Origin of the sequence: Paracidovorax valerianellae (genome assembly GCF_900102625.1) — a bacterium.
GTDB classification, from domain to species: Bacteria; Pseudomonadota; Gammaproteobacteria; order Burkholderiales; family Burkholderiaceae_C; genus Paracidovorax; species Paracidovorax valerianellae.
In genome coordinates this window covers 581119-604127 of sequence record NZ_FMZC01000001.1, presented here as the reverse complement: position 1 = coordinate 604127, position 23009 = coordinate 581119, and the positions used below count along the sequence as shown (strand labels likewise).

The 23009-nt window shown below is 68.9% G+C and carries 18 protein-coding genes; 3 read left to right on the top strand and 15 right to left on the bottom strand.

Translation table 11 applies throughout. The annotated features are described in order from the left end of the window. Positions 1-49 precede the first annotated feature (49 nt). Positions 50-1129, bottom strand: a complete 1080-nt coding sequence (gene cyoA / locus BLT03_RS02675; protein ID WP_092739973.1) for a ubiquinol oxidase subunit II — start codon at positions 1127-1129, stop codon at positions 50-52. A 177-nt stretch (positions 1130-1306) separates the two neighbouring features. Here cyoA and BLT03_RS02670 point away from each other — a divergent pair, with 177 nt between their 5' ends. Continuing rightward, positions 1307-2644, top strand: a complete 1338-nt coding sequence (locus BLT03_RS02670) for an MFS transporter (RefSeq protein WP_092739971.1) — start codon at positions 1307-1309, stop codon at positions 2642-2644. A gap of 253 nt (positions 2645-2897) precedes the next feature. On the opposite strand, the gene tolA is transcribed toward BLT03_RS02670, so the two are convergent. The 12 genes from tolA to BLT03_RS02610 all read right to left on the bottom strand — a co-directional run bounded on the left by tolA (position 2898) and on the right by BLT03_RS02610 (position 13060). Next, entirely contained in the window at positions 2898-3899 is a 1002-nt protein-coding gene (gene tolA, locus BLT03_RS02665; protein WP_092739969.1) for a cell envelope integrity protein TolA, read from the bottom strand. A gap of 49 nt (positions 3900-3948) precedes the next feature. Further along, positions 3949-4374 carry an ExbD/TolR family protein gene (locus tag BLT03_RS02660; protein WP_092739967.1) on the bottom strand — a complete coding sequence of 142 codons (426 nt, stop codon included), beginning with the start codon at positions 4372-4374 and terminating at the stop codon, positions 3949-3951. Positions 4375-4394: 20 nt separating this feature from the next. Then, positions 4395-5099 carry a protein TolQ gene (tolQ, locus tag BLT03_RS02655; protein ID WP_092739965.1) on the bottom strand — a complete coding sequence of 235 codons (705 nt, stop codon included), beginning with the start codon at positions 5097-5099 and terminating at the stop codon, positions 4395-4397. Then, positions 5096-5572, bottom strand: a complete 477-nt coding sequence (locus tag BLT03_RS02650; protein WP_092739963.1) for a YbgC/FadM family acyl-CoA thioesterase — start codon at positions 5570-5572, stop codon at positions 5096-5098. Before BLT03_RS02650 ends, tolQ begins: the two co-directional genes overlap by 4 nt. Before the next feature lie 11 nt (positions 5573-5583). Continuing rightward, the gene (locus tag BLT03_RS02645) at positions 5584-6768 is read right to left on the bottom strand and encodes a pyridoxal phosphate-dependent aminotransferase (protein ID WP_092739961.1); all 1185 of its coding nucleotides are present in this window, start codon (positions 6766-6768) and stop codon (positions 5584-5586) included. Positions 6769-6909: 141 nt separating this feature from the next. Beyond that, positions 6910-7500, bottom strand: a complete 591-nt coding sequence (gene nusB, locus BLT03_RS02640; RefSeq protein ID WP_092739959.1) for a transcription antitermination factor NusB — start codon at positions 7498-7500, stop codon at positions 6910-6912. Further along, a complete protein-coding gene (ribH, locus tag BLT03_RS02635) occupies positions 7497-7961 on the bottom strand; it encodes a 6,7-dimethyl-8-ribityllumazine synthase (protein WP_092739957.1) in 465 nt (154 codons plus the stop codon). Before ribH ends, nusB begins: the two co-directional genes overlap by 4 nt. Before the next feature lie 3 nt (positions 7962-7964). Next, positions 7965-9086: a bifunctional 3,4-dihydroxy-2-butanone-4-phosphate synthase/GTP cyclohydrolase II gene (gene ribBA / locus BLT03_RS02630; RefSeq protein WP_092739955.1), complete on the bottom strand. Its 1122-nt coding sequence runs from the start codon at positions 9084-9086 to the stop codon at positions 7965-7967. A 145-nt stretch (positions 9087-9231) separates the two neighbouring features. Further along, positions 9232-10950: a T6SS phospholipase effector Tle1-like catalytic domain-containing protein gene (locus BLT03_RS02625; protein WP_092739953.1), complete on the bottom strand. Its 1719-nt coding sequence runs from the start codon at positions 10948-10950 to the stop codon at positions 9232-9234. A 164-nt stretch (positions 10951-11114) separates the two neighbouring features. Then, positions 11115-11411: a 2Fe-2S iron-sulfur cluster-binding protein gene (locus BLT03_RS02620; RefSeq protein ID WP_092739951.1), complete on the bottom strand. Its 297-nt coding sequence runs from the start codon at positions 11409-11411 to the stop codon at positions 11115-11117. A gap of 450 nt (positions 11412-11861) precedes the next feature. Further along, the gene (locus BLT03_RS02615) at positions 11862-12143 is read right to left on the bottom strand and encodes a DUF427 domain-containing protein (protein WP_092739949.1); all 282 of its coding nucleotides are present in this window, start codon (positions 12141-12143) and stop codon (positions 11862-11864) included. Between the two features lie 248 nt (positions 12144-12391). Further along, positions 12392-13060 carry a glutathione S-transferase family protein gene (locus tag BLT03_RS02610; RefSeq protein WP_092739947.1) on the bottom strand — a complete coding sequence of 223 codons (669 nt, stop codon included), beginning with the start codon at positions 13058-13060 and terminating at the stop codon, positions 12392-12394. Positions 13061-13355: 295 nt separating this feature from the next. Between BLT03_RS02610 and BLT03_RS02605 the strand changes: the two genes are divergently transcribed. Then, positions 13356-14258: an SDR family NAD(P)-dependent oxidoreductase gene (locus BLT03_RS02605; protein WP_092739945.1), complete on the top strand. Its 903-nt coding sequence runs from the start codon at positions 13356-13358 to the stop codon at positions 14256-14258. Positions 14259-14289: 31 nt separating this feature from the next. Here the strand turns inward: BLT03_RS02605 and BLT03_RS02600 are convergent, their stop codons facing one another. Next, positions 14290-16290 (bottom strand): esterase/lipase family protein, encoded by a 2001-nt coding sequence (locus tag BLT03_RS02600; protein ID WP_245711199.1) that lies wholly within the window; start codon positions 16288-16290, stop codon positions 14290-14292. Between the two features lie 108 nt (positions 16291-16398). Here BLT03_RS02600 and BLT03_RS02595 point away from each other — a divergent pair, with 108 nt between their 5' ends. Continuing rightward, on the top strand, positions 16399-18633 hold the full coding sequence (locus BLT03_RS02595; RefSeq protein ID WP_092739943.1) for an FUSC family protein: 2235 nt from the start codon (positions 16399-16401) through the stop codon (positions 18631-18633). A 65-nt stretch (positions 18634-18698) separates the two neighbouring features. Here the strand turns inward: BLT03_RS02595 and xopZ are convergent, their stop codons facing one another. Beyond that, positions 18699-22952 (bottom strand): XopZ family type III secretion system effector, encoded by a 4254-nt coding sequence (gene xopZ / locus BLT03_RS24385; protein ID WP_092739941.1) that lies wholly within the window; start codon positions 22950-22952, stop codon positions 18699-18701. Positions 22953-23009: the final 57 nt, after the last annotated feature.

Below are 23009 nucleotides of genomic sequence, written 5' to 3'. Positions count from 1 at the left end.
GGTCGCGTGCCGTTGGCGCGTGAAAAGTAAGTGTCTGGACGCGCGCCGCTTAGATCGGCTGCGTGGCAGGGGCCGGGGAGGCCTGCACGGCGCCCTCGGGGTTGGTGACGGTGCACATGGCGCCCACGTAGCTGCGCGAAGGCGTGTCGGCGAGGCCCAGCCGCGAACGGGTCGCGTCGTCCAGCGAAGCCACGTTGAACGAACCGGGCTTGCCCAGGCCGCCGTTGGCGTCGATGGCCATCATGTCCTTCATGCACATGCGGTTGGCTTCCACGCAGCGGTTCAGGATGGCGTCATACAGGCCGGGGGCCACGGTGGCCCAGCGGCGCACGGGATCGCGTTCGCTCGGCTTTTCCAGTTGCAGGTAGCCGTCGCGGCCGAGTTCGCCGCCCGCTTCCTTGGCCTGCTTCACCCATTGGTCGAAACCGGCCTGATCGACGCCGTGGAACCGAAAGCGCATGCCCGAGAAGCCTGCACCGCTGTAGTTGGCCGAGAAGCCTTCGAAGTCGCCCGGCGCATTGATCACCGCGTGCAGCTTGGTTTCCATGCCCGGCATGGCGTAGATCTGGCCAGCCAGTGCGGGAATGTAGAACGAGTTCATGACCGTGGAGGAGGTGATCTTGAACTGGATGGGGCGGTCGATCGGCGCGGCGATCTCGTTCACCGTGGCGATGCCTTGTTCGGGATACAGGAACAGCCACTTCCAGTCGAGCGCCACGACTTCGATCACCAGCGGCTTGACGCCTTCCGGCACGGCGCGGCCTTCGCTGATGCGGTCCAGCGGCCGGTAGGGGTCCAGCTTGTGGGTACTGACCCAGGTGATCGCGCCCAGCGCGATGATGATCGCCAGCGGAGCCGACCAGATGATGAGCTCCAGGCCGGTGGAGTGGTCCCAGTCCGGCTTGTACTCGGCCTCGGTGTTGGCCTGGCGGTAGCGCCAGGCGAACAGGAAGGTCAGGAAGATCACCGGAACGATGATCAGCAGCATCAGGATGGTCGAGACGATGATCAGGTCGCGCTGCTGCGCGGCGATATCGCCGGAGGGGCTGAGCACGACGGCATTGCAGCCGGCTAGAAGCGCGGCCGCGGGAACCGCGAGCAGTCCGCGAAGTCGGTGAATGGAGGGCATACCGGGCAAAAAAGGTGGAAGGCGGCACGAGATGGCCACGGGAAGCCATCGAATCTACGTGAAAACCAGTGTGGTGGGAATGGGACGTTTTGTCCTACAGTGGGTTGCGGCAGCCAGCGACAGGTTCGGTGGCCCGCCAAAGCAAAAACTGCTGGTGCATTCAAAAGGAGCACGCCGATGACCACATTGACACAGCATTACCCCGGATCCTCATCGCGCGCCACGGAAGAAGACTCCCGGCCCGTCCAGAACGGACACTCCCCCGTCGCTCCCGAGGAGATAGCGATCGGTGTGGTGATCGGCCGCGCCTCCGAATATTTCGACTTCTTCGTTTACGGCATCGCCTCGGTGCTCGTCTTTCCCACCGTATTCTTCCCGTTCGTCGATCGGCTGCAGGGAACCCTCTACGCCTTCGCGGTCTTTTCATTGGCATTCGTGGCCCGGCCTTTCGGCACGGCGCTGTTCATGGCCATGCAGCGCCGCTGGGGCCGGGGCACCAAGCTGACGGCTGCATTGTTCCTGCTGGGCTTTTCCACTGCCGGTATGGCGTTCCTGCCCGGCTACGAAAGCCTGGGCGCGTATGCGATCGTGCTGCTGGCGCTCTTTCGCATCCTGCAGGGTGTCGCCATGGGCGGCTCGTGGGACGGACTGCCCTCGCTGCTGGCGCTGAACGCGCCTGCCAGCCGCCGCGGCTGGTACGCCATGCTGGGCCAACTGGGCGCGCCCACCGGCTTCATCATCGCCAGCGCGCTGTTCCTGTTCCTGCACGCGAGCCTGTCGTCGGAAGACTTCATCTCCTGGGGCTGGCGCTATCCGTTCTATGTGGCATTCGCCATCAACGTGGTGGCCCTGTTCGCCCGCCTGCGCCTGGTGGTGACCGACGAGTACACCAAGCTCCTGGAAGAGCGCGAACTGGAGCCCACGCCCATCGGCGAAATGGTGCGCACGCAGGGCTACAACGTGTTCATCGGCGGCTTCGCGGCACTGGCCAGCTACGCGCTGTTCCATCTGGTGACGGTGTTCCCGCTGTCGTGGGCCGCGCTCTACCCTGAGCAGCCGATCAACGACGTGCTGTTCGTGCAACTGATTGGCGGGGTGCTGGCCATCGGCAGCATGATCGCCTCGGGCGTGATCGCCGACCGGCTGGGCCGCCGCACCACGCTGGGCGTGCTGGCCGTGATGATCGCCGTGTACAGCGGCTTCGCTCCCGCGCTGATCGGCGGCGGAGCGGTGGCACTGGATGCGTTCATCCTGATCGGGTTCGTGCTGCTTGGCCTGTCCTATGGCCAGGCAGCTGGCGCCGTGACGGCCAACTTCGCCTCCAAGTACCGCTACACCGGCGCTGCCTTCACTGCCGACCTGGCTTGGCTGGTGGGCGCTGCCTTTGCGCCGCTGGTGGTGCTGGGCCTGTCGGCACACTTCGGTCTGTTCGCCGTGAGCCTGTACCTGCTGTCGGCCGCGGCCTGCACGCTGGGCGCCTTGAGCGTGAACCGGATGATCGAGCGACGGGACTGACCGCATGGGCCGCAGCGGCGCTGGCATTCTGGCTGGCGCGCTGCAATGCCTGTGGGGATCAAAGCCAAAGGGGTGTCGCTATTAAATCAATAGCGGTGTTCCCTGGAAGAACATGGGCTTCAGGCATTAAACGGCCTGAAGCCCTTTGTTTTATTGCGCTGGCAGCTTCTGTTTCGATAGCAAACTGCCGGCCAGACGGCCAGACGGCCAGACGGCCAGACGGCCAGACAACCGCCCCAGGCGTTGACCGATCTCAATCCTGCGGACGGAACCCGATGACGAGCGATGACGGAACCCGCCCGTCCACGTCGCGTGGCAGGGTTTCGGTCTTCTGCAGGGCGCGCACCACCGCATCGTCCCAGGCCTTGTTGCCGCTCGACTTTGTCACGCGGGTGCCCACGATGGTGCCGTCGGGCGACGCGCGCACTTCCACTTCGGTGCGCGGGTTGTCCGACAGGGCGTCCGGGTACACGATGTTCGGGCGGACCTTCGCGGCCACCTTGCCGCCATAGCTGCCCGACGGGCCGGCACTGCGCTGGGCCGTGCCGGTGGCGGTTTCGCCGCCCGTGGCGCCGGCCAGGCCCTGCATGCGGCGCAGGTTTTCCTGGCGCTGCGCCTCGGCCTGCTTGGCCTGTGCGGCTTCGGCCTTGCGTTTCTCTTCGGCCTTGCGCTTGTCCTCGGCCTGTTTCTTCTGCTGTTCCTGGCGATCCTGCTCGGCCTGCTTTTCGCGGCGCTCTTTCTCGGCCTTTTCGCGTTCGGCCTTGTCGGCCTTCTCGCGCTGTTCCTTTTCTTTTTCCTTTTGCAGGCGTTCTTTCTTGTCTTCTTCGAGCTGTTCCTTGCGCTCACGCTCGCGCTTTTCCCGCTCGGCCTGCTGCTGGCGCTCTTTCTTTTCCTGCTCTTGGCGCTTTTTCTCGCGCTCGAGGGCAATGTCGGCCTCGCGCGTGTCGGGCTCCGCCTTCGGGGGCGGAGGTGGTGGCGGAGGCGGCGCCGGCGCAGGGGGCGGAGGCGGCAGTGGGGGCGTGGGATCGGGCTGCGGAACAGGCGGCGGTGGCACGTCCCGGGGAGCGGCTTGCTGCGGCACGCGATCCCAGATCTCCGCTTCCACGGCAGGCATGTCTGCGCTGGTCTTCCAGTTCACGCCCCAGGTGAGGGCGCCCAGCAGCGCCGCGTGCACGAGCACGGCCAGCGCGACGGCGCGCAGGCGCCCGGGCGGACGGGTGGGGGCGAACTGGTCGCGGTCGTTGGAGGCGTGCATGCGATCGGAAAAAGGCGAAAACGGGGCGAGGGCGAAAGCGGTGGCGTGGTCAGCCGCCCGACTTGACCGCCAGGCCCACGCGCTGCACGCCCGCCCGTTGCAAGGCGTCCATGGCCTTCACCACGGTCTCGTACGTCACGGTCTTGTCGGCGCTGATGAGGATGGGCGTATCGGGCGGCTGCGTGGCCTGCCAGGTCTTGGCGGCGGCGCCCAGGCCCTGCAGGGTGATGGGGCGCTCGCCGTCACCGGTCTTGAGCTGCAGGCTGCCGTCCTTCTGGATGATGACCTGGCCGAACGCCTTGGGCGGCTTGGCGCCCTTGCCCACGGAGGGCACGTTGATGGCGCTGGGCGTGAGCATGGGCGCCGTGACCATGAAGATGATCAGCAGCACCAGCATCACGTCGATGAAGGGCACCATGTTGATCTCGTTGATGGTGCGGCGCCGGCCGCCGCCGCGTGAAGCCATTGCGGGCATGCTGCTGTCTCCTGTGCTGCTCAGTGGCCCGAGGCGGACGACGTGGGCTGGGCGCCCAGGTTGCGCTGCAGGATGTTGGAGAACTCTTCGATGAAGGTTTCCTGGTGGATGGCCACGCGGTCGATGTCGCGTGCAAAGCGGTTGTAGGCGATCACGGCCGGAATGGCGGAAAAGAGGCCGATGGCCGTGGCGACCAGCGCTTCGGCGATGCCAGGGGCCACCGTGGCCAGCGTCACCTGCTCCATGCCGGCAAAGCCCGTGAAGGCATGCATGATCCCCCACACCGTGCCGAACAGGCCCACGTACGGCGAGACGGAACCTACCGAGGCCAGGAACGACAGGCTGGATTCGACCACGTCCATCTCGCGCTGGAAGCTGGCGCGCATGGCCCGGCGGGCGCCGTCGAGCAGCGTGCCGGCGTCGGTGATGCGGCGCTCGCGGAGTTTTTGGTATTCGCGCATGCCGCTGGCGAAGATGCGTTCCATCGGGCCGGCGTTCTTGGCGTTCTGCGCGGCGCTGGCGTACAGGTCGTTCAGGCTGGTGCCGGACCAGAACTCGCGCTCGAAGTCTTCATTGAGCGATTTCACGCGCTTCAGGGCGAAGAGCTTGCGGAAGATGGCGGCCCAGCTGGCCACCGATACGCCGATCAGCAGCAGCATGACGAGTTGCACCACCCAGCTGGCGTTGAGCACCAAATTGAGGATGGACATGTCTTGGGAATTCATGATGAGAGTTGTTCCAGAAGGGTGCCCGGAATGCGCGCGGGACGCAGGGTGGCGGCATCGACCCATCCGATGCGGATGGTGCCTTCACACAGTAGCACGGGCTTGATGGGCAAGGGCTGGGGTTGGGACATTTGCTCTGGTTTCAGGAGCGCTTGCTGGCGTATTGTCAGGGATGCGCGGCCATGCTCTTGCAAAGAGGCCGTAACAATCAGTTCATCGTCGAGGCGCGCCGGGCTCAGGTAGCGCAGCCGCGCGTCCGTTACGACAAACATGCCGCCCGTGAGTTCCCGCAGGTTGTGCTGGCCCAGGCCCAGCGAGCGCAGCCATTCGGTGCGGGCGCGCTCGAAGAACTTGAGGTAGTTGGCATAGAACACGATGCCGCCCGCATCGGTGTCCTCCCAATAGATGCGCAGCGGCCACTCGAACCGCGCCTCGGCCTGGGGCGTGGCCTGCAGGTCGGCATCGGGGGCCATACCGGTCGCCGTCATCCGAGCAGGGTGCGCAGGCGCGCGACCGATTCCTGCAGTTGCGCCATCGAGTTGGCGGTGGAAAAGCGCACGAAGCGCTGCGGCTCGAAGGCGCCGAAGTCGCGCCCCGGCGTGACGGCGACGTGCGCGCGGCGCATCACTTCGTAGGCGAAGTCCCAGCTGCCCGAAACATCCAGGCGCTCGGCGGCCCGGGTGCAGTCGGCCCAGGCGTAGAAGGCGCCGTCGGGCGCCACCGGCACTGACAGGCCCAGGGCCTCCAGGGCGGGAATGAAGTAATCGCGCCGGGCCTTGAACTCGGCACGCCGGCGTTCGTATTCGGCAATGCTATCGGGCTCGAAGCAGGCCATGGCTGCGTGCTGCGAGACGGTGCTGGCGCAGATGAAGAGGTTTTGCGCCAGCCGTTCGACCACGGGCACCATGGCGTCCGGCACGACCATCCAGCCCAGGCGCCAGCCGGTCATGTTGAAGTATTTGCTGAAGCTGTTGATGCTGATGATGTTCTCGTCGATCGCCAGCGCCGTGTGTCCGAAGCGCTCTTCGTACGACAGGCCCAGGTAGATCTCGTCGATCAGCGTCACGCCGCCGCGCGATTGCACGGCCGCATGGATGCGGCGCAGCTCGTCGGGGGCGATGGACGTGCCCGTGGGGTTGGAGGGCGAAGCCAGCAGCACGCCGCGCGTCTTCGGTCCCCAGGCCGCTTCGACCTTGGCGGCGCTCAACTGGTAGCGCTCTTCGGGCGTGGTGGGGATCAGCACCGCCTTGCCTTCCGCAGCGCTCACGAAGTGGCGGTTGCAGGGATAGCTCGGGTCGGGCATGAGGATCTCGTCGCCCGCATCGATGAGGGCCAGGCAAGCGAGCTGCAGCGCGGCCGATGCGCCCGCCGTCACCACGATGCGCCGGGCCGGCACCTGCACGCCGAAGCGTTCTGCATACCAGGCGCTGATGCGCTCGCGCAGGGGCTCCAGGCCCAGGGCGTTCGTGTATTGCGTGGTGCCGCCCTGCACGGCGCGCGCCGCGGCTTCCTGCACGAGGGGCGGGGCCGTGAAGTCGGGCTCGCCGATGTTCAGGAAGATCATCGGTTCGCGGGTGCCGGCCACCTCGCGCGCCAGCGCCTGGGCGGCCTTGGCCACCTCCATCACATAGAAAGGTTCGATGCGCTGTGCGCGCGAAGAAAATTGCATGCTCTGTTCCTGCCCGCACGGCGCGGGGTGGGCGTTGACGTGGGAAGAGGCCAGGGCGATGGGCAGTGGGAGAGCGTGCGCGGTAGTCCGGCGACGAGGCACGCGGCCCCACGCCCCAGCCCATGTCCATGTCCATCGGGCTCAGGCGTCGTCTGCCGGGGCTTCGGGGGCTTCGCTGGCGGGCGCCTTGGGCTTCGCTGCGCCCTTGTCGGCGGCGACTTCGTCCGCGCGCAGCGTGGGTGCCAGGCCATTGAGCACGCCGTTCACGTATTTATGCCCGTCGGTGCCGCCGAACTCTTTCGCCAGTTCGATGCACTCGTTGATCACCACGCGCCACGGCACGTCCAGGCAATGCTGGAACTCGTACACGCCGATCCACATGGCGGCGTGCTCTATGGGCGAAATCTCGGCCATCTTGCGGTCGAGCTGGGGCGTGATGAGCGCATCCAGCGCTTCGGCCGATTCGATGCAGCCGTGCAGCAGCGCGTCGTAGTGCGCGGCGTCGGCCTTGTGAAAGCCCGACAGGTCGCGCGTGAAGGTGTCGATGGCGGCGGCGTCGTTGCGGCCCACCAGGTGCTGGTACAGCGCCTGCAGGGCGAACTCGCGGGCGCGGCTGCGGTTGGACTTGGAGGCGGCCTTGCGGGCGCCGGTGCTGGTCACGCCGGTGCGTGCCTGCCGCGGCGGGCGCTTGGCGCCGCTGCCGGGGTGGGAGGAAGACGAGGAATCGCTCACGACAGGTCCTCCAGCAGGTTGGCCATTTCCACGGCCACGCGGGCGGCGTCCTGGCCTTTTTCGGTCTGGCGGGCGATGGCCTGCTCCATGTTTTCGGTGGTGATGATGGCGTTGGCCACCGGCACGTGGTAGTCGAGCGAGATGCGGCTCACGCCGGCGCCCGATTCGTTGGCCACCAGTTCGAAGTGGTAGGTCTCGCCGCGGATGATGCAGCCCAGGGCGATCAGTGCGTCGTATTCGTCGCGCTCGGCCATGGCCTGCAGGGCCACGGGCACTTCGAGCGCGCCGGGCACCAGCACGTGGTGGATGTGCTTTTCCTGCACGCCCAGCGCCAGCAGCTCGGCGCGGCAGGCCGCGGCCAGGGTGTTGGTGATGCTCTCGTTGAAGCGCGCCTGCACGATGCCGATGTGCAGCTTCTTGCCGTCGAGCTTGTCCGATGTTCCTTTTTCTGCGCCAAACATGTCTTATTCCTTGGGAAGGTATCCGGTGATCTCGAGGCCGTAGCCCGCCATGCTGGGCATGCGGCGCGGCGGCCCCATGAGCTGCATCTTGTGTACGCCGCATTCGCGCAGGATCTGCGCGCCCACGCCGTAGGTGCGCAGGTCCATGCGGCCGCGTTCGGGCGCGTGGGCCGAGCGGGCCCGGCCTTCGAACTGCTCCAACAGCTGCTCGGCGCTCTCGCCGCAGTTCAGTAGCACGGCCACGCCCTGGCCTTGGGTGGCGATGTATTGCAGGCTGCTGTCCAGGCCCCACGAGTGCATGGAGCGGTTCACTTCCAGCGCGTCCAGCACCGACAGCGGCTCGTGCACGCGCACAGGCACGCTGTCGTCGGGGTTCCACTGGCCCTTGACCAGCGCCAGGTGCACGGCCTGGCTGGGCGCATCGCGGAAGGCGTGGGCGGTGAACTCGCCGAAGGCGGTCTGCAGCGTGCGCGAGCCGACCTTTTCGACCAGCGATTCGTTGCGGCTGCGGTATTCGATGAGGTCAGCGATGGTGCCGATCTTGAGGCCGTGCTCGGCGGCGAAAACCTGCAGGTCGGGCAGGCGGGCCATGGTGCCATCGTCCTTCATCACCTCGCAGATCACGGCGCTGGCGCTGCAGCCGGCCATGGCGGCCAGGTCGCAGCCGGCTTCGGTGTGGCCGGCGCGCATCAGCACGCCGCCGTCCACCGCCTGCAGCGGGAAGATGTGGCCGGGCTGGACCAGATCGGCGGCCACGGCGTTCGGCGCCACGGCGGCCTGCACGGTGCGGGCGCGGTCGGCGGCCGAGATGCCGGTGGTCACGCCCTCGGCCGCCTCGATGGAGGCTGTGAAGGCCGTGCCCATCTTGGTGCCGTTGCGGGCCACCATGGGCGCCAGGTGGAGGCGCTCGCAGCGCTCGCGGGTGAGGGTCAGGCAGATCAGCCCGCGGCCGAAGCGGGCCATGAAGTTGATGGCTTCGGGGGTGACGTGGTCGGCGGCCAGGACCAGGTCGCCTTCGTTTTCGCGGTCTTCCTCGTCCACGAGGATGACGATGCGCCCGGCGCGCATCTCGGCCACGATGTCTTGCACCGGCGAGATGGGCGCAGGGGTCAGGGGGGTGTTCATGGAGGACAGGGCTTTCGGTGGCCGCGCGGGTGGCGTGCACCGCGCGGTCCCGGCCGCGGCCCGGGGCGGGGCCGCCTGCAAAGAGCGAGCGGTGCGGCGCTGGCCGCACGGTGCAGGAGCGCTCTGCGCCCCAAAGGCGGCGATTTTAGTGCACTTGGGCACCGGGCGAGGCGGGGCGCGCCCGGCCGCCATCGCGCCCGGCCAGGGTGCCGGCTGCCATCACCCATGCCAGCACGAGCAGGCACAGCGCTTTCGCGCCGCTGGCCAGCGTCAGCACCGTGGGCCAGTAGGGGTGGTGCATATGCAGCGTGGCGAAGTTTTCGGCGAAGTCCGACGCCACCAGCGCCATCATCGCCCAGTGCGCGTGGCGGTAGAGCCAGCCCAGCGCCCACCCCGGCGGCACGGCCCGCGCCACCATGCGCCGCAGCGCCCACGCCACCGGGTAGGCCAGCCACAGCGTGTAGCTGGCCAGCAAGGCCCAGTCCCAGGCGATGGCGCGCCGCACGGTGTCGGTGCCGCCGCAGAGCACGCCCCAGTCCGCGTGCCAGTGCGCCGACAGCTGAAAGCCCGACGGCAGCCCCTGCACCCAGCCGGGCGCGGCGTCGAGGTCGCAGGCCTGCAGGCCCATCGAGTAGGTGATGGCGAACAGCACGGCGGTGATCAGCGCCAGCACCACGCCGATCCAGCGCCAGGGCTGCGTGCGCGGCACGGCGCTGGCGGGCACGGCGCCATCCACCGGGCGGGCCGTGGGGTCGATGAAGTCGTGGGGAAGGCGTGCTCGCGCGTTCAGGCCCGTCCAGACCCAATAGGGGCAGTCGTACGCCTGGTCGTGCATGGGCGTGAGCGGGTCGCCGGGCTGCAACTGGCTGCGGTCCACGCGCAGGCCCTTGGCGAAGGCTTCGTCCACCATCCACCGGAGCGTGAGGTTGGACAGCCCCGCCCGGGCATACGAGCCGCCGACATCGCTGTGCACGCCGCGGAACCAGCGCTGGTCGAAGCTGCGCGCGCCACGCTCGCGCTCGTTGAAATGCGGGTCGAGGTAGCGCCGGGGTGAATATTTGCTGCGCGATTCGTACAGCGACATCGCGTGGCGCACGTTCGCGAAGCGCTTGCGGGCGAACGCGGTCGAATTGGTGATCTGGATGCCGCCCAGCAGGCCGCTGCCGATGGCCTCCACCGTGTCCCACACCCCGATGAAATGCACCAGCGGCGTGCGTCCGAGCGAAAAGTTGTCGATCACGTCGCGGGCGAAGGCCTCGCGGCTCTTGGTGCCCGAGCGGTTCTTGCGGCCCTGCGGGGCGAAGTAGGTGCGCACCAGGGTTTCGATGAGCGGCAGCCCCTCGGTGTGGATGAGCCCGTACATGTTGATCATGCCGGCCACTGCCCGCGCGGTGAACGCCCCGCGCGAGAAGCCGAACAGGTAGATGCGGTCGCCCGGGCGGTAGGTGTGCACGAGGAATTTGTAGGCCTCGGCGATGTTGGGGAACACGCCGCTGCCCAGCGCCAGCCCCGTCAGTTGGCGGATGCGGTCCTTGACGATGGACGCCACGCTGTCCGCCGGAAACTCGTTGGCCGTGCCCACGCCCGGGTCGTAATAGACGAGCTGGGTGGGCTCGCGGCCGGGGTCGTCGCGCTCCTTGTCGAGCATGCGCAGCAGCTTGACCACGTTGGTGTCCTGCTGGTTACCGAGGATGTTCCCGGTGCCGTCGAACAGCAGCACGAGGTTGCGGCCGGGCTTTGCGGCCCATTGCGCGTCTGCGGCGATGCATTCGGCCAGGACGGCTTCGCGTGTGGGTGCGTCGTCCGGGCCTTCCCTGGCCGGGGTGGTGGCCTGTTCGGCCGGTGGCTTGCCTCTGGCGTCCATGGTGTTTTCCCTCCCTCGCTTGGATGCGTATCGGGAAGATTCTGGGCGAAGGCGGTGCCGTCCAGCAAGGGTGCCAGCCCGGCCCTGCAGCAGGAACCGCGCGGTTTCAGATCGATTCAGCCCGATTCAGGGGCTTAGATGCGGGGGGCTCAAATGCGGGAGGCTCAGATGCCAGGGGCCTCCAGGCGCAGGTCGCTCACCGGGTACGCCACGCAGGGCAGCACGCAGCCTTCGGCCCGTTCTTCCGGGGACAGTCCCGGCCATTCGATCTCGTAGCGCACCTCGCCTTCGGCCAGCAGGCCGATGCAGGTGCGGCATGTGCCGTTGCGGCACGAGCTGGGCCAGTCGATCCCGCCTTGCTCCAGCGATTGCAGCAGAGGCTGTTCGGGCCAGGCGTCGCACTGCGTACCGTCGTCGCCGACGCGGGCGGTGAAGAAAGGAATCGAAGGGAGATCACTCATGGCGAAGCAGCAGCAGGAGAGGGGAAAAGGGAAAAGGGAAATGCGGAGCGCCAGATCAATGGGAGCGCCAAGCGCGGAATGGCATGCGCCCAGGGTTAGGCATGAAAAAGGCCTCCAGCGCAATCAATGCGCCGGTAGGTAGCTATGCTTTTAATAGCATCGCGGTACGACGGCCGAACTCGTCTCGCAGTGCTTAAAAAGCAGGCAGCGGAGCGGAATCCTTTGTAAATCAACGGCTTGGCGCCGCCATACAGGGCTTGTCCCAAGTTATCCACATGATTGTCCAGCGATCGAAGGGATAACCACAGGCCTGTGGGCAACCGGGTGCCTAAAAATGAGGCGACGCATCGGTTTCCCTTTCAGGTCAACGACTTACGGCACCCATACAGGCGTTGTCCCGGGTTATCCACATGATTGTCCAGTGCCGCCAGGGATAACCCGAGGCCCGGTTCAGGCGCCGACCTTGACGCCTTTCCAGAAGGCGAAGCGGCCCCGGATCGACTCGGCCTCGGGCTTGGGGTCGGCATAGGTCCAGACGGCGTCCGGATTGAGTTCGCCGTTGACCAGCAGCGACCGGTAGGTGGCCTGGCCCTTCCAGGGGCACATGGTCTTGTGGTTGCTGAAGGTGAAGTATTCGGGCTTCAGCGCGCTTTCGGGGAAGTAATGGTTTCCCTCGACCAGCACGGTGTCGTCGCTCTCGGCGACGGTCACGCCGTTCCAGATGGCTTTCATGGCGATGCTCCTTGCATCAAAGCCCGGCGGCGGCACGAAGACGGACGCGGCCACGCGGGCGGATTGTCGAATCGGATCAATGGCGCGCGGGCGCGGTAGCGCTCGCGTGGCAGGCGGCGGGGCCGGAGTGCGGAAGGCCGCTGGCCGAAAAAAGCCTGCCCGGCAACCTTACCCGACTTTTCGGCGCGCGGTCTCTGACTCGACCATGCGCCTTGCCCAGGTTGCAGCCGATTCAAAGGCTCAGGGCGTCAAGGCCGCAGGTCGGGCGCATGCGTGGGATCGATGCCCTGGTCCTGCGCGGCCGCTGCCTGGGCCGCCATGGCGCGGGCGAACCCGGGCCGCTCGCGCAGCCGTGCCCAATAGGCGGCCACGGCGGGCGTGAAGGACGCTGCCATGCCCAGATGCTCGGCCAGCAGCAGGGCGTAGCCCACAGACACGTCAGCTGCCGTGAACCGGCCCGCGCACAGAAAGGCCTGCTCCGCCAGGCGTGGCTCCAGCATGCGCAGGCGCGCCAGGAACCAGCGCGCGTAGTCGTCCGCCACCTGCGGGCTGCGCCGCTCCGGCGCCTCGAAATGCCGGTAGCGCAGCACCAGCGTCTGCGGAAAGGTCAGGGTGGCTTCGCCGAAGTGCAGGTCGTTCAGGTAGCGGCCGAAGTCCGGCTCATGCACCTCGACCTGCAGCGGCGTGGGCGCATGCCGCGCGCACAGGTACTGGCACATGGCGGCGGACTCGGTCATGCGCGTGTCGCCATCGACCAGCAGTGGCACCGTGCCCAGCGGATTCGCCTCCAGAAAGCCGCGGGCATGCACCCGGGGCGGAAACGGCAGCATGTGCAGCGCGTAGGGCACCTGCAGCTCCTCCAGCATCCACAAGGGGCGGAAAGAGCGCGCGCTGAGGCAGTGGTGCAGGGTGATCATGGGGCGACTCGCGAGGGCGGGGAGGGTTGCGTTCGTGCAGGTTCGCCAGCATAGGCGCGGCGCAGGGGCGCTGCGCTGCCAACGGGTTCGCAAAAGCTGCCATGCACGGCCGGCGCCACGGCGCGGCGGGGGCGGCCATGTCGTCATCGCGACGCCTTCGCGACGCCAGCGCGTGGCAATGGCCTGGTCTGTCGATCAAAATCCCGCCACTGCACCGTGCATCTGCGCGCATGTCCTCATATTCCGGCTGAATGCCCCAACCGGCCCCCGACGGGCCACAGGAGACACCGACATCATGGCAATCGATTTCAAAGGCCGCGTGGCCATCGTCACGGGCGCCGGCGGCGGCCTGGGCCGCCAGCATGCTTTGGCGCTGGCAGCGCGCGGCGCCAAGGTGCTGGTCAACGACCTGGGCGGGGCGGTGGATGGCAGCGGCGGCACGGCCGGCGCCGCGCAGGCGGTGGTGGACGAGATCCGCGCGGCGGGCGGCGAGGCGCTGGCCAACGGCGCCTCGGTGACCGATTTCGAGGCCGTGCAGGCCATGGTGCAGCAGGCCATCGACGCCTGGGGGAGGGTGGACATCCTCGTCAACAACGCCGGCATCCTGCGCGACAAATCCTTCGGCAAGATGGACATGGCCGACTTCCGCCTCGTGGTGGACGTGCACCTCATGGGTGCGGCGAACTGCTGCAAGGCCGTCTGGGCGCACATGGTGGCGCAGCAGTACGGGCGCATCGTGATGACGACGTCGTCCACCGGCCTGTACGGCAACTTCGGCCAGGCCAACTACGGCGCGGCCAAGCTGGCGCAGGTCGGGCTGATGCAAACCCTGGCGATCGAAGGCGCCAAGCACGGCATCCACGTGAACGCGCTCGCCCCCACCGCCGCCACCCGCATGACCGAAGGGCTGATGCCCGAAGAAGTGCTGGCCGCGCTCAAGCCCGAGGCCGTGGTGCCCGCCATGCTGGTGCTGGCCCACGAAAGCGCGCCCAGCCGCACCATCCTGTGCGCGGGCGCCGGCACGTTCGAGGCCGCGCACATCACGCTCACCCAGGGCCTGCACCTGGGCATCGGAGCCGATGTGCCCGAGCAACTGGCCGCCCGGCTGGCCGAGGTGACCGACCGCACTGGCGAACAGGTGCCGCAAAGTGGCGCCGCCCAGGGCACGAACGAGGTGCGGCTCGCCCAGCAGCGCTGATCGCTGAAAGCTGCGCGCCGGGCCTTGGGGCTCAGCGCGCGGGCGGGGCCGCCAGCGCTTCGCGCAGGATGCGGCGGATCTCCAGAATGGCGCGCGGGTTCTCCTGCACGCTGTGGTGCGAGGTCAGCACCAGTTCCGAATCGGCGCCAGCGAGGTGGGCGCTGGTGTAGGGCACGATGCCGTCGCTCGACTGCGCCAGCGGCGCGGCGGGGTCTTCGCGGCCCATGATCGAGTGGTAGCGCACCCGCGGGCTGATCGGCAGTTCGGCCCCGGCGCGCACGAACGGGTCGGTGTCAGCCAGGTTATCGATGCTGTTGGGCAGCCGCGGCGGAACGCCGTCGGATGTCGATTGCGTGGCCTGGGCCCGGGCCAGCATGCGTGTGGCATCGCCGAAGCGCTCCAGCAGCGCGAGCGGCAGCGTCACCATGTTCGCCAGCCAGCGCGAGAGGGTCTTGTTCGCGAACGGCGTGCCCCGGTGCGGCGCGGCGATGAAGACGGCGCTGCTCACCTGCGGCAGCGGCTCGAACACCAGAAACGGCCCCAGGTCTTGGCGCAACTGGGCCTTGTCGGCGTCTTCCAGTTGCGTGTTGCCGACGATCTGGTTCCACAGCACGTCACCCGTGTCGGACACCAGCAGGCGCCCCAGCACGCCGCCCATGCTGTGCCCCACCAGCACCATGTCGCGCGAGGCCCGTGCGGTGCCGGCCGGGTCGAAGTGCGCCAGCGTGGCCTGCAGCGCCTCGCGGATGTCGTGCTGGTTCACCGCCAGGGGGGCATTGGTGGGGTAGTACACCTGCCACACCTGGTAGGCATCGCGCAGCTGGGCGTCGCCCAGCACTTCGTTGGCCACGTTGATCCATGCCTCGGGGCTGCTGGCCAGGCCATGGAGCATGACGATGGTGCGGCGGTTGGGGTCGTAGGGCTGCATCAGGTGGATGCGCGGGGCGTCCAGCCGGTCGTTCCAGCCCAGCAGCGTGCGCATGGCCTGCGTGGCGAAGCCCGAGCGGGCCAGCCAGAGCCCATACCCCGCCGTGAAGTTGCCGGCCAGCGGCACCGGCCGCCCACCCAGTTCCACCTGGGCCGTGTGGTACGGGTCGTACACGGTGAGCTGCACGTCCTGGGTGCGCAGCACCTCGCCCAGCGTCTTGCCTGGAAACCGCAGCAGGGCGGTGGCGGCGGGGAAGGGCATTTCCTGAAACGGCGGCGGCGTGTGGGGCGGGCCGTGCAGTCCGTCCTGCTGTGCACTGACGGACCCGGGCACAGGTTCGGGCACTGACACGGCCACCAGTTCCGTGCCGAGGCCGTCGCGCCGGTAGGTGTTGCGCACGCCCGAGAACCGCAGCGTGGCGGCGGGAATCAGCTCCGAGGGCAGCGGGGCATCGCTTGGCAGGCGCAGGTCCGAGGCGTCGCTGGAGATGCGCCACGCGCCCACGGTCAGCGGTGCATCCGAGCGGGTGCCTTCGGCCTGGTACCGCTGGAACAGCAGGGCCACCACCCGCTGCGTGGCGAAGTTGTAGTAGTCGCGCACCTGCGTCTGCCGGTCTTCGAAGGCCCGCTCGCCCGGGCCGCGCGGGGTGAAGAACAGGTAAGCCCAGGCGTGGCGGGCCGACTCCATCCAGGCGTCGAGCGCCTCGTCGGGCGGCAGCGGCGCGCTGCGGTCGCGCTCGCCGTCGATGCCCACCTGCAGCCACACCTCGGCCAGGGCCGCCAGGCGTTGCTCTTCGTTCAGCCCGCTGGACGCGGCCAGTTGCGCGCGGCATTCGGCCAGGTCGTCCGCGCAGGCCTCGGCGTCGCTGCCGATCACGCGCAGCACCTCTTCGGTCGCCTCGCTCACCCGGCCCGTCGTGAGCACGTCGCCGCGCCGCTGCGTGAGGTATTCGCGCGGCGACATCGAAGACACCGTGACCCCCGCGCAACCGCACAGCAGTGCTGCGGCACACAGGGCGGCCAGGCCTCGCAGCGCTTGCCATCGCCCGCGCAGTGGAGCAGGGGCCGCAGCGCGGAAGGTGGAGAAAGGAAGGGAAGGCGGCATGCGGCAAAAGCCCGGACGGCGGCGGGCAGCCGATGTTACCCGGCGGCCTGCGCGATGCGGCGCCGCCTGACGCCGCGGGCCAAAGCTCTGCGTTACGCTTGCCGGCTTATGAGGATCTCTCCGGAACACCGCCTGCGGGCCGCCTTGCGCGTGGCGCTGAGCCACTATGTTTTCAACGGGCTGTCGGTGGCCTTCGGCCTGCTGCTGATCTCGGCCGGGGTGCACGGGTGGCTGGGTGCAGCGGCCGCCGCATCGGCGTCGGTGGGGGTGATCGTCACCGCGCCGCCCGACCTGCCCGGCCCGGCGCGCGGCAAGTTCTGGCAGATGCTGCCCGCGCCGCTGCTGGGCGTGCCGCTGTTTTTCGGGGTGCAGATGCTGCACCCCTCCGAACTGGCGCTGGGCCTGCTCGTCGTGCCCGCCAGCTTCGTCGCGTTCCTGGCCATGGCGTGGGGCAAGCGGGGCGTGCCGATCGCGGTGGCCGTGATGTTCTCCATGGTGTTTTCCATGGCCGTGCCGCCCGCGCACGGCGTCGAGCCGCTGGCTGCCGCGCTGGCCACCACCGGGCATTTCGCGCTGGGGGCTGCGCTGTACGTGGTGTATTCGGTCATCGCCAACCATGCGCTCAACGCACGCTACCGAGTGCAGTCGGTGGCGGACGCGCTGCTGGCGCTGGCCGCCCTCATGCGCGTGCAGGCGCGCCAGTTCACGCCGGTCGATCTGCAGGGGCCGCCCGCGCCGGCCCTGGCGGGCGCGCTGCTGCAGCGCCAGGCCGCGCTGGCCGAGCAACTGCAGTCCGCGCGCAACATCGTGCTCGAATCGCCCCGCACCCCGCGCCGCCAGCGCCTGGCCGGCATGCTGCTGCTGGTGCTGGAGATGCGCGACCACCTCCTGGCCTGCGAACTCGACCTGGACGCGCTCAAGGCCCACCCCGGCCACGCCCCCGTGGTCGGCCGCCTGCGCGACGTGCTGCTGAACGTGGCCGACGAAATGGAGCGCCTGGCCGACGTGATGCTCATCGGCCGCCTGCCCACGGCCTTTGCCGACCACCGCCCCCATCTGGCCGCGCTGCGCTGGGCCGAAGAGGCGCCCTTGCCCCAGCCCGACAGCGCCACGCCGTCGCCCCGCCTGCTGGCGCGCGGGCTGGCGGACCGCATCGGACACATCAACGACGAGGCCCTGCGCATGATCGCCCTGGCGCGTGGCGAGGCCGAGCCCAACCTGGCCGTGGTGCGTGCCAACTGGCAGATGTTCGTCAGCCCCACCGCCTGGTCGTGGCACCCGTTCAACGGCCTTTGGCGGTGGGACGCGCCCCCGCTGCGCCACGCCATCCGTGCGGCACTGGCCATGGGCGTGGGCTACGCGGTGGCGCAGGCGCTGCCCTGGGGCACGCACGCCTACTGGATCTTGCTGACCATCGTGGTCGTGCTGCGGGGCAGCCTGGCGCAGACTTTGGAGCGGCGCAACAGCCGCGTGGCCGGCACCCTGCTGGGCTGCGTGCTGGCGCTCGCGCTGCTGTCCATGCACCCGACGGCGCTGGGGCTGATCGTCGCGCTCACGCTGGCGCAGGCCGTGGCTCACGGGTTCGCGGTGCGCCGCTACCTGGTCACCGCCGTGGCGGCCACCGTGCTGGGGCTGGTGCAGTCGCACATGCTGCATGCGGGCAGCAGCACCGCCTTCGCCCTGTTCGAGCGGCTGGCCGATACGCTCATCGGCACCGGCGTGGCCTGGGCGTTTTCATACGTGCTGCCCTCGTGGGAGCGCACGCAGATTCCCTCACTCGTCTCGCGCACCCTGGCCGCCCAGGCGCGGCATGCGCGCGAAGCCTTGGCCCTGGGCCAACTCCAGGCGGTGGACAACGCGCCCGAACTCGCCTGGCGGCTGGCGCGGCGCGAAGCGTACGACAGCCTTTCAGCCCTGGTGCAGGCCACGCAGCGGTCGCTGTCGGAGCCGCGCGCGGTGCGCCCGCCGCTCGAGCCGCTGGAGCGCCTGCAGGTGCACTGCTACCAGTTGCTGGCCCAGCTCACGGCTGTGAAGACCATGCTGCTGCAGCGCCGCGGCCACCTGGAGCCCGAACGGCTGCAGGCCCCGCTCGCCACAACGGCAGATGCGATCGACAACGCTCTGACCGCCCCGCGCACGGCGGACGGCGTTCCGCCACCGGCCCGCGTCTCGCCCGGCCCCGAGCCGTTGCCCGACCCGTTCGATGCGCAACTGGGTCCATGGCTGCTTCGCCGGCTGGGGCTGGCGGTCGGGCTGGCGCAAGAGCTGCGCACCGATGCGGATCAGGTGCTGGAATTGATGGTCGTTCCCGAGGATCAGGTTCGCGCCCCGCGCGAGGCTTGAGGCCCAAGCCAGGGGTGAGCGGGCCAAGGCGAGGGTGAGGGACGGGCGTGGGGCGTTCGGCGTATTCAGTCCCGCGCAGGCCGCATCTCTCCGCTGTCTTCTCCATCCCTGTTTTCCTCGTCGCCCTCCGGCACGCTGTCCAGCCGTCCATCGTTCGGCGCGCCGGGTGCAGCCTTCCAGTGTCCGGCGGGTTCGATGCGCTGGCCGGGCTCGGAGCGGAGTACCGGCTCGTACAAGATCCACTGCGCCACCGTCCGCATGGCCTCGGCGCCGCGGTTGTTCTGCCGCTTCAAGAAGAAGTCCAGGCCGCGCTCGCGCAGCACCTTGGCCTTTTCGCGCAACAGCAACAGGGTGGGCTCCCACAGTTCGTCCTTCACCACCAGGTCGTCGAAGCCTGTCTGGCTGATCTGGGCTTCCTGCAGGCGCGCCACTGCGCGTTCCTTGCATTTCGCGGCCTGTCGCATGTGCTCCACCCCGTCGTCCCGCCGGCGGGCCTGCGAGGGCGATCGCCCGGTCTTGCCGATCACCTTGCGCTCCAGCCGCGCCGCAGCGTGGCCCAGGTGTTCCGAGGCCGCATCCGCGTCGCCGGCCTCCAGGGCCTTGCGCGCCTTGGCGAGGTCGGCGCGCACCGAACGCATGTCCATGCCCGCGGCATCGAACTCGGCAGCGGCGGCGTCGTAGCCGGTGCAGGCCTTCATGAACTCTGCGCTGGCCGCCTCGCCGTCCAGGCGGGCCAGGGCACGCAGGGTGTCCAGCGCCGGCGCGGCCGGCACTTTCATGGACTTGTCGGCGAACATCGCCGCCAGGCCGTTGCCCTGCGCGAAGGCGCGGGTTTGCTCCATGAAGTGTTCCAGCTGCAACTCCGACGCGGCGTGCTTCAGGTCGTCGTCCACCGCCGTGCCGAGCTTGCCCACCCCGTAGCTCGACCAGCTGTCCCATTCGTCGCGCACGATCTGCTGAAAGACGTCGAACTCCGACACGTCGGTGGCGCGGTCGCTGCGCGTGGGGTCGATCTCGTCGTCGAACACGAACAGCGTGCAGAAGTGCGTCACGGCCTTGGAAACCAGTTCGCGCGAATAGCCTGCATCGAGCAGGCCCAGGCTGGCGCTGGCTTTCTGCGTCGGGCCGTTCTTCGGGTCGTTCTCGATGGACTCGGCAAACTGCACGCCCAGCGTGCCCCTGCCGGACACCTCCACCTTCATCTGCGCCGTCGCGTCGCGGTAGATGGTGGTCATGTAGCCGGCCACGGTGGTGCGCGTCTGGCCGTTGTCCTGCCGGGCCTTCACGCCCACGCTGGCGGCCGCCCCGGCGCGCCGTCCGCGTCCGGCGACTTCGCCCACGCGCAGGCCCACGCTGGCCGACACGTTGGTCTCGGTGCCGCTGCTGCTGCGCTCGGCGTTGTCGATCAGGCCGATGCTCAGTTCGGGGTGCTCGGCCAGCAGCTCACGCATCCAGTCCTTGCGCGCAGGCTGCCCATCCCCCGGCGGGGCGGCCATGTCGATCAGGTGTTCCAGCGCGTCGGCGAACTGCGCGTCCAGTTCCGGCTCGCGCCCTTTCGACAGGCGCGGTATGCGCACCTGCACGCCGTTCTCCACGCCGCGCTCGCCGCGCCAGCGCCAGTCGCCGCCGCCGGTCACGCCGAAGCTGGCCTGGTCGGTGCCCAGCGGCACGGCGTAGCCGGTGTTCACCCCCGCCCCGGCCTGCACCTGGTTGGTGGACTGCGAGCTGATCTGCAGATAGGTGCCAGTACGGCCTCTGTACAGCTCCAGCGTGCGGTCTTCGTTGTGCTGGGCCGAGCCGATCAGCTTCACGCCCACGCCGATGGCGCTGGCAATCGCCGCGGCGGCAGACAGCGGCCCGAGGTTCAGGCCGTAGGTCTTCTGGCCCATCATGCGCAGCCGGTCGCGCCACTCGAGGTGCTCGGCCACATCGCGCAGCAGGTCGAACAGCGCCCGTCCGTTGGTCACGTGCGAAGGGTCGCCGTCGTACAGCAGGCGCAGTGCCTTGGCCGTAGACACGTGGAATGCCTTGCGCTGCGCCTGCGCCCGCTGCGCATCGGTGGGCATCGACGTGGAGGAAGAGGACGTTGCCGATGCAGTCTCCGGTTCTGTCGCGCCCATCGGCTCGTTCAGCAGCGCCCGCTGCAACAGCGCCAGGGCCTGCACGCCGGTGTGCGGCTCGGCGCGCAGCCGGTCCCAGGCCGAACGCATGGCAGGCGATTCGGATGCCGGAACCGGGTCGCCGGCACGGCGGCCGATCTCTCTTGCACGGTCACGCTGCCGCTGGGCGCACTGCGCCTGAATGGCGTCCAGCATCGGGGCGTCCAGCACCATGGTGGCCCGCTCGGTGCCCTCGGGCGCCCAGCGCACTTTGTCGGCCACGGCGGTCCAGGCGAGTTCCGCCTCGGAAGGCACTTCGTCCGGCGGCCGGGTGGCGCGTGCCGCCATCAGGTACTGGGTCAGGTGGTCGGCCGCGTTTTCCAGTTCCTCTTCCGCCCGGCGGCGGGGCGTGGGCAGCGCGGTGGCCGAGCCCACTGCCAGCGCCTGGGGCAGCGAGCGCAACGGGTTGATCTTCTGGCCGCGCTGGCTTTTCTCGACGCTGCGGTCGGCGGTGTGGTCGATGTCGTGCAGCCAGTCGGCGATCTTCTGCAGGTGCTGGTTGGCGCGGTCATACGCCGAGCCTTCGGCATTGCTTTGGTAGTTGTTGCGCAGTGCGTGGTAGGCCGATCGTTCATCGGGGGTGCACGCGGCCAGGGCTTTGGCGGGGTCGGCGCTGTGAAGGGCCTTGCGCGCCGCGCGGGAAGCACCGGCCAGCCAGTCGCGCAGTTCCGGCCCGGTGGCGGACCGCGCTGTGGCCTCGGCCTGCAGCGCCAGGCGGGCCGTGTGGCGGCGGGTGTGGTCGGGCCCGCCATCGGCGCCCGGTGCCAGCAGGTGGCCCAGCACCTGCGTGCCGCGCGGCACGCGCGCCAGCAGGTCCACCGTGCGCTGCGTGGCGGCATCCAGCGGCGTGGCGCCCGGGCCCGCGGCCGGGTCGGGCAGCAGCGTGCCCCAGGTCTGGCTGCGCAGGGCCTTCAAGGTCTGCAGCGCCACCGTGGCATCGCCGCCGCTGGTATCCGCCAGCGCCTTGATGGCCATCGTCAGCGCGCTGGCCGGCACGATGGCTTCGGCGCCGTGGCGGGCGGCGTCGATGTCCTTCACCCAGGCAGCGAGCGCCTGGCGCAGCTCCCCGATCGCGGGAGAACTGCGGAACACCTCGAACCCGGGCAGGCGCCGCAGTTGCAGGTCGATGATGTCGGCATAGGCTTTTTGCAGGGCTTCGGTCGCGATGCGGTCGCGGCGCTGGGCGTGCTCCAGTTGCTGCTCGGCTTCCTTGCGGCGCTGGGCCAGCGCCGGCTTGAGCGATTGCAGGTCGAAGGCGCCGCTTTCGTACTGGAGCAATTCACGGGCGGCGGCGTGGGCCTGGCGCTCGGTGCTCTCCAGCGCCGCGCGGGTGTCCTGGCTGCGCTGTACCAGCTCGGCGTGTTTGCCGGCCTGCGTGCGCTGCAGCGCCGTGAGCGCTTCGATGTGTTCCGCCATGCCGTCGAGCGCGGCGCTGCTGCCTCCCGCTTCGTGATTTTTGGCCTGCAGGGCCAGCGCCTTGTCCAGCCGCTGGCGTGTGGCCTGCAGGTTCTGCTGCGCGGATTCTTGCTGTTCTTGCAGCGCTGCCCGCCAGATGGCGATGGACTGGCCTTCGCGCGTCAGTTGGCGCGCGGTGGCTTGCAGGTGGCCGGCGCGCTGGCTGCGCAGCAGGGCTTCATCGGTCAGGCGGTCCTGGTGGTGCTCCACCAGTCGCTCCATCGAAATGGCCTTGTCCACTGCGATCTTCGCGAGCCGCAAGTTTTCGGCCGCTTTGAGCTGGCCGGTCAGCACGGGCTCCAGGCTTTCCCATTTGCCGCGGCTGCGCAGCGGAATGTGCGTGCGGTCTTCCTTGGTGTTCTGGTAGCGCAGCAACTCTTCGGAGCGCACCGGGTCGCCGCGCGCCACGCCGAAACAGGTACCCACCTTGTTCGCCAGACGGCCCAGCACCGATTTGGGTTTGCGGGGGGCCATGGCCGCGTCGGCGTCGGCCGTTGTCAGGGGCTTGGCGAGGTACTCGCGCGCCGCACGGGCCGCATCGAACAGGGGCGACAGCAGCGCGTGCTGCGCGGCCCGCGGGTCGAGCTGGTGCAGCTTGTGGTGGGCCTGTTTGTGGTTGGCCGGTTTGCCGGCGTGGGCGGTCGAGGTCGAATTGCCGGGCAGACCCACCGAGGTGTTGGAGGGACGCACAGAAAATTTTGGCATGGTGTCCAGTCATTCAAGGGCGTCGTGCGTTCCGGGGCCTGAAAGCGGCCTTCTTCG

Excerpts from the sequence above, each read along its gene's own strand:
- cyoA (WP_092739973.1), bottom strand. The coding sequence starts at position 1,129 with ATGCCCTCCATTCACCGACTTCGCGGACTGCTCGCGGTTCCCGCGGCC.
- BLT03_RS02670 (WP_092739971.1), top strand. The coding sequence starts at position 1,307 with ATGACCACATTGACACAGCATTACCCCGGATCCTCATCGCGCGCCACG.
- tolA (WP_092739969.1), bottom strand. The coding sequence starts at position 3,899 with ATGCACGCCTCCAACGACCGCGACCAGTTCGCCCCCACCCGTCCGCCC.
- BLT03_RS02660 (WP_092739967.1), bottom strand. The coding sequence starts at position 4,374 with ATGCCCGCAATGGCTTCACGCGGCGGCGGCCGGCGCCGCACCATCAAC.
- tolQ (WP_092739965.1), bottom strand. The coding sequence starts at position 5,099 with ATGAATTCCCAAGACATGTCCATCCTCAATTTGGTGCTCAACGCCAGC.
- BLT03_RS02650 (WP_092739963.1), bottom strand. The coding sequence starts at position 5,572 with ATGGCCCCCGATGCCGACCTGCAGGCCACGCCCCAGGCCGAGGCGCGG.
- BLT03_RS02645 (WP_092739961.1), bottom strand. The coding sequence starts at position 6,768 with ATGCAATTTTCTTCGCGCGCACAGCGCATCGAACCTTTCTATGTGATG.
- ribH (WP_092739957.1), bottom strand. The coding sequence starts at position 7,961 with ATGTTTGGCGCAGAAAAAGGAACATCGGACAAGCTCGACGGCAAGAAG.
- ribBA (WP_092739955.1), bottom strand. The coding sequence starts at position 9,086 with ATGAACACCCCCCTGACCCCTGCGCCCATCTCGCCGGTGCAAGACATC.
- BLT03_RS02625 (WP_092739953.1), bottom strand. The coding sequence starts at position 10,950 with ATGGACGCCAGAGGCAAGCCACCGGCCGAACAGGCCACCACCCCGGCC.
- BLT03_RS02620 (WP_092739951.1), bottom strand. The coding sequence starts at position 11,411 with ATGAGTGATCTCCCTTCGATTCCTTTCTTCACCGCCCGCGTCGGCGAC.
- BLT03_RS02615 (WP_092739949.1), bottom strand. The coding sequence starts at position 12,143 with ATGAAAGCCATCTGGAACGGCGTGACCGTCGCCGAGAGCGACGACACC.
- BLT03_RS02610 (WP_092739947.1), bottom strand. The coding sequence starts at position 13,060 with ATGATCACCCTGCACCACTGCCTCAGCGCGCGCTCTTTCCGCCCCTTG.
- BLT03_RS02605 (WP_092739945.1), top strand. The coding sequence starts at position 13,356 with ATGGCAATCGATTTCAAAGGCCGCGTGGCCATCGTCACGGGCGCCGGC.
- BLT03_RS02600 (WP_245711199.1), bottom strand. The coding sequence starts at position 16,290 with ATGCCGCCTTCCCTTCCTTTCTCCACCTTCCGCGCTGCGGCCCCTGCT.
- BLT03_RS02595 (WP_092739943.1), top strand. The coding sequence starts at position 16,399 with ATGAGGATCTCTCCGGAACACCGCCTGCGGGCCGCCTTGCGCGTGGCG.
- xopZ (WP_092739941.1), bottom strand. The coding sequence starts at position 22,952 with ATGCCAAAATTTTCTGTGCGTCCCTCCAACACCTCGGTGGGTCTGCCC.